Raw genomic sequence first — 4,198 nt, forward strand, 5'->3', positions numbered from 1 at the left:
GCATTTATTGGTGGTACTATAGAAGTCGATGCTTCAATCTACAAAAAGATTTTGGCCCTTTTGCTCATTTTTGCCATTTTAAAAATGCTTCATGTTTTTGGAAAAGAAAACGACCAAACGAAAGAAACTAGACTGTGGCAAGGACTAGTTGTTGGCGGTGTTATTGGATTCTTCTCCGGATTGATTGGTATTGGTGGAGGCATTATATTAACGCCTGTTATTTTGCTATTACATTGGGGAAATATGAAAGAAGCTGCAGCGGTTTCCGCGTTATTTATTTGGGTAAATTCTGCGGCAGGTTTAACAGGACAACTTAGTAGTGGAATAACCATAGAAAAAGAATCGTTTTTATTAGTTGGCATCGCTTTAATTGGAGCTGTTTTAGGCGGTTACTATGGTAGCAAAAAAATAAATAGTCAGAATTTAAGGTACATTTTAGCATTTGTACTCATTATAGCTAGTGTTAAATTATTTTTCACTTAAATGATAGATAGAAAAGACATAACGGGCATCATTTTAGCAGGAGGAAAAAGCTCAAGAATGAAAACGGATAAAGGGTTTCTTTTATTAAATAACAAGCCTTTTGTTCAGTATAGTATTGATGCTTTAAAACCATTTGTGTCAGAAATTATTATTGTTTCTGATGATTCTAAATATGATACACTCGGACTAAAACGTGTTAATGACATAACAAAAAATGCTGGTCCTGTGGCAGGAATCTACTCCGGATTAAAAGCCTCAACAACAGAATATAATGTGATTCTGAGTTGTGATATCCCCTTGATTACTTCTAACATAGTAAAAAAATTGATTGATGGTTTAGATGAAACTTCTGATATCGTTCAAATTGAAAGTAACGGTAAAACCATGCCTCTAATCGCACTATACAAAAGGAAAATTAAGGACAAATTCAACACTCTTTTACAAGAAGATGAAAGGCGTTTGCGATTCGCTATTAAAGCCTGTGAATCAAAAAATATAATATTAGAAAAAGAGTTTGAGTTTTCTACTATGAATGTGAATACTCAAACCGACTTAAAAGCAATTGAAGATGTATATAAACATTAAATATTTTGGCCAAATAGCTGAATTAACGCAGACTAAAGAGGAAAATTTAGAGTTTTCTGGTATCATAGTTTCAGAACTAGTAGAAACCCTGTATTTGAAATATTCAAATTTGAGAACCAAAAATTTTCAAATTGCTCAAAATCAAGAATTGGTTTCAATGGAGACTGAACTAACTGGAAATGACATTGCATTATTACCTCCTTTTGCGGGTGGTTGATTAATTATGAGTAGATACAACAGACATATCATATTATCAGAAATAGGTCAAGCTGGACAAGACAAGATTTCTAACGCCAAAGTATTAGTCATTGGTGCTGGTGGTTTAGGTTGCCCAATATTACAATACTTAACTGCTGCAGGTGTTGGCTCCATTGGTATTGTAGATTTTGACAGTGTTAATATTTCTAATTTGCAACGCCAAGTTTTATTTGGAACGTCAACACTTGGAAAAAATAAAGCTGAAGCTGCTAAACAACGTTTAGAGGATTTAAATGATGAAATTTCTATAGTAGCTTATCCTAAAAAATTAACCCATTGTAATGCTGTTGATTTATTTCACAAATATGATATTATTGTTGATGGAACTGATAATTTTGAAACACGCTACTTAGTCAACGATGCTTGTATTATTTCAAACAAACCTTTGGTTTTTGGAGCTATTTATAAATTTGAAGGACAGGTTTCTATTTTCAATTATAAAAACGGACCAAGTTACCGCTGTATATTTCCCCATCCTCCAGAAAAAGGTAGTATTCCAAATTGCTCTGAGGTCGGTGTATTAGGTGTTCTTCCTGGAATTATTGGGGCTATGCAAGCTAATGAGGTCATAAAAATAATATTAGAATTCGGTAATATGCTTTCTGGAAAGTTATTGTGCTTCAATGCCTTAACGCTTCAAAATTCAATAATAAGAATTAGTAGATCGGAAAAAACGATTCAATCTGTTCTAAAGAATAAAGAGACCTTTCATAAAAAAAAAATAGATTCTATTTGTGAAATTGAAGTAGCAATTGTCTCATTTAAAGATCTGTTATCTAAAAAAAACATTCAGTTTATTGATATAAGAGAAATACATGAACTACCAAAAATTGAGAGCTTAGAAGTAACAAATATTCCGTTAAGTCAATTAGAAAATAATCTAGATAAAATGGATTCAGAAAAAAATAAAGCCATTTTTTGTCAATCAGGAATACGAAGTAAACGTGCAGTAGAAGTGTTGCAAAAATTAAGTATTGAAAACTGTTTTAGCTTAAAAGAAGGCGCTTCAGAAATAAAAACTATTATAACAGAACATCATAAAATATCGTCAAATGCAAGATAAAAAACCTAAAAGTGTATTTAAAGAAGGTGCGATTACCTCAGAATTTATAGGAAATTCCATTTACAAACATCAAACAAAAACAAGCATTGGTGCACATAACATTTTTTTAGGTCAAGTGCGAGCCGATGACATTGATGAAAAAACAGTGTTGGCAATTGAATATACAGCTTATGAAGATATGGCAAATGCTAAATTTCATGAGATTAGAGAAGCTGCTTTTGAACAATTCGAACTGACTTGTATGCACATTTACCATAGCTTAGGAACGGTAAAAGCCGGAGAAATATGCCTTTTTGTTTTTGTGTCATCTCCAAGACGAAAAGTAGTATTTGAAGCTTTAGAATATATTGTAGAAGCCATTAAAGCAGATGTTCCTGTTTTTGGAAAAGAAGTTTTTGAAGATGAATCGCATCAATGGAAGAAAAACTCTTAGTAGTTTTTTTGAAATTTTTAATCATGAAAATAATTATGAATAAGTTAGAAAAAGTTAAAAAAAACTCTAACAAGCTAAACGCTTTACGAAAAGCACAGTTAAACAATTAAACAATTCTACGAATCAACATATTATGGTAGATATCACAAATAAAACCACAACATTAAGAACCGCAGTTGCACAGGCGATTTTAAAGGTTAGCAAGCCAGAAACAATACGAGCTATAGAAAATGACATCGTTCCTAAAGGCAACGTATTTGCTATGAGTAAAGCGGCTGGTTTATTAGGTGTAAAACGAACACCAGATATTTTACCAGACTGTCACCCCTTACCAATCGAATTTACAGGCGTGGAGTATAATGTTAACGGACTTGAAATTACAGTTTTATTTACTGTAAAAACCATTTATAAAACGGGTGTTGAAGTTGAAGCCATGCATGGAGCAAGTGTTGTAGCTTTAAATATGTATGACATGCTAAAACCTATTGACAAGGGGATTGAAATACATGCTATTAAGCTTTTAAGTAAAAAAGGTGGCAAATCTGATTTTAGAGATAAATTCAGAAAAGACTTAACTGCAGCCGTTGTGGTTTGTAGTGATAGTATTTCAGCAGGTCATAAAGAAGATAAAGCAGGTAAAGCTATTATTAACAAGCTTGAATCATGTGATGTTAATATATCTGAATATGTGATTATCCCAGATGAAATAGATGTCATTCAAGAAAAAGTAAAATCATACCAAAAACAAGGTATTGACATGGTCATTTACACAGGAGGAACAGGTCTTTCAGGAAGGGATGTAACTCCAGAAGCATTAATTCCATTATTAGATAGACGTATTCCCGGTATAGAAGAAGCTATTCGGAATTATGGTCAAGACAGAACACCATTTTCCATGCTTTCAAGAAGTGTAGCTGGCACCATTGAAGACACTTTAGTCTTAGCTTTACCCGGATCAACAAACGGAGCCAAGGAATCGATGGATGCTATATTTCCATCGGTATTACATATTTTCAGAATTTTAAAAGGTGCTAGACACGATTAATGGAAAATCATAAAAACATATTACTTGATTCACACGGTAGAGACCATGCCTATTTGCGTATTTCACTAATTGAACGTTGCAATTTACGTTGTACGTATTGCATGCCTGAAGAAGGCGTTGCATTATCTCCCAAAAGTCATTTAATGACCTATGAAGAAATTTATAAAATCGCTAAAACCTTCTCAGACCATGGCGTAACTAAAATTAGACTTACGGGTGGTGAACCACTAATTAGAAAAGATATACCTGTTATTTTAGAAAAACTAGCCACACTTCCTGTTGAATTATCCATCACTTCCAACGCTGTTATTATTGATAAATTTATTGATGT

General features: G+C 32.9%; 7 protein-coding genes. All 7 read left to right on the forward strand.

The window, feature by feature from the left end:
• Positions 1-483: sulfite exporter TauE/SafE family protein (locus QZ260_RS08405; protein WP_295985007.1), on the forward strand; the 483-nt coding region annotated here is incomplete at its 5' end.
• Positions 484-1,068, forward strand: coding sequence for a molybdenum cofactor guanylyltransferase (locus tag QZ260_RS08410; protein WP_295985008.1), 585 nt, complete (start codon positions 484-486; stop codon positions 1,066-1,068).
• Positions 1,052-1,285, forward strand: a complete 234-nt coding sequence (locus QZ260_RS08415; RefSeq protein ID WP_295985010.1) for a MoaD/ThiS family protein — start codon at positions 1,052-1,054, stop codon at positions 1,283-1,285. The genes QZ260_RS08410 and QZ260_RS08415 overlap by 17 nt, the downstream gene beginning before the upstream one ends.
• Before the next feature lie 6 nt (positions 1,286-1,291).
• Positions 1,292-2,389 carry a HesA/MoeB/ThiF family protein gene (locus tag QZ260_RS08420; protein ID WP_295985012.1) on the forward strand — a complete coding sequence of 366 codons (1,098 nt, stop codon included), beginning with the start codon at positions 1,292-1,294 and terminating at the stop codon, positions 2,387-2,389.
• Positions 2,379-2,822, forward strand: coding sequence for a molybdenum cofactor biosynthesis protein MoaE (locus tag QZ260_RS08425; protein ID WP_295985014.1), 444 nt, complete (start codon positions 2,379-2,381; stop codon positions 2,820-2,822). Before QZ260_RS08420 ends, QZ260_RS08425 begins: the two co-directional genes overlap by 11 nt.
• Positions 2,823-2,955: 133 nt before the next feature.
• A complete protein-coding gene (gene moaCB / locus QZ260_RS08430) occupies positions 2,956-3,867 on the forward strand; it encodes a bifunctional molybdenum cofactor biosynthesis protein MoaC/MoaB (protein ID WP_295985016.1) in 912 nt (303 codons plus the stop codon).
• Positions 3,867-4,198: radical SAM protein (locus QZ260_RS08435; RefSeq protein WP_295985018.1), on the forward strand; the 332-nt coding region annotated here is incomplete at its 3' end. The genes moaCB and QZ260_RS08435, both read left to right, overlap by 1 nt.

The sequence above is a fragment of the uncultured Algibacter sp. genome, assembly GCF_905480415.1.
Lineage (GTDB): Bacteria > Bacteroidota > Bacteroidia > Flavobacteriales > Flavobacteriaceae > Algibacter_B.

Coding starts and splice junctions, on each gene's coding strand:
- QZ260_RS08410 (WP_295985008.1), top strand. CDS start 484: ATGATAGATAGAAAAGACATAACGGGCATCATTTTAGCAGGAGGAAAA.
- QZ260_RS08415 (WP_295985010.1), top strand. CDS start 1,052: ATGTATATAAACATTAAATATTTTGGCCAAATAGCTGAATTAACGCAG.
- QZ260_RS08420 (WP_295985012.1), top strand. CDS start 1,292: ATGAGTAGATACAACAGACATATCATATTATCAGAAATAGGTCAAGCT.
- QZ260_RS08425 (WP_295985014.1), top strand. CDS start 2,379: ATGCAAGATAAAAAACCTAAAAGTGTATTTAAAGAAGGTGCGATTACC.
- moaCB (WP_295985016.1), top strand. CDS start 2,956: ATGGTAGATATCACAAATAAAACCACAACATTAAGAACCGCAGTTGCA.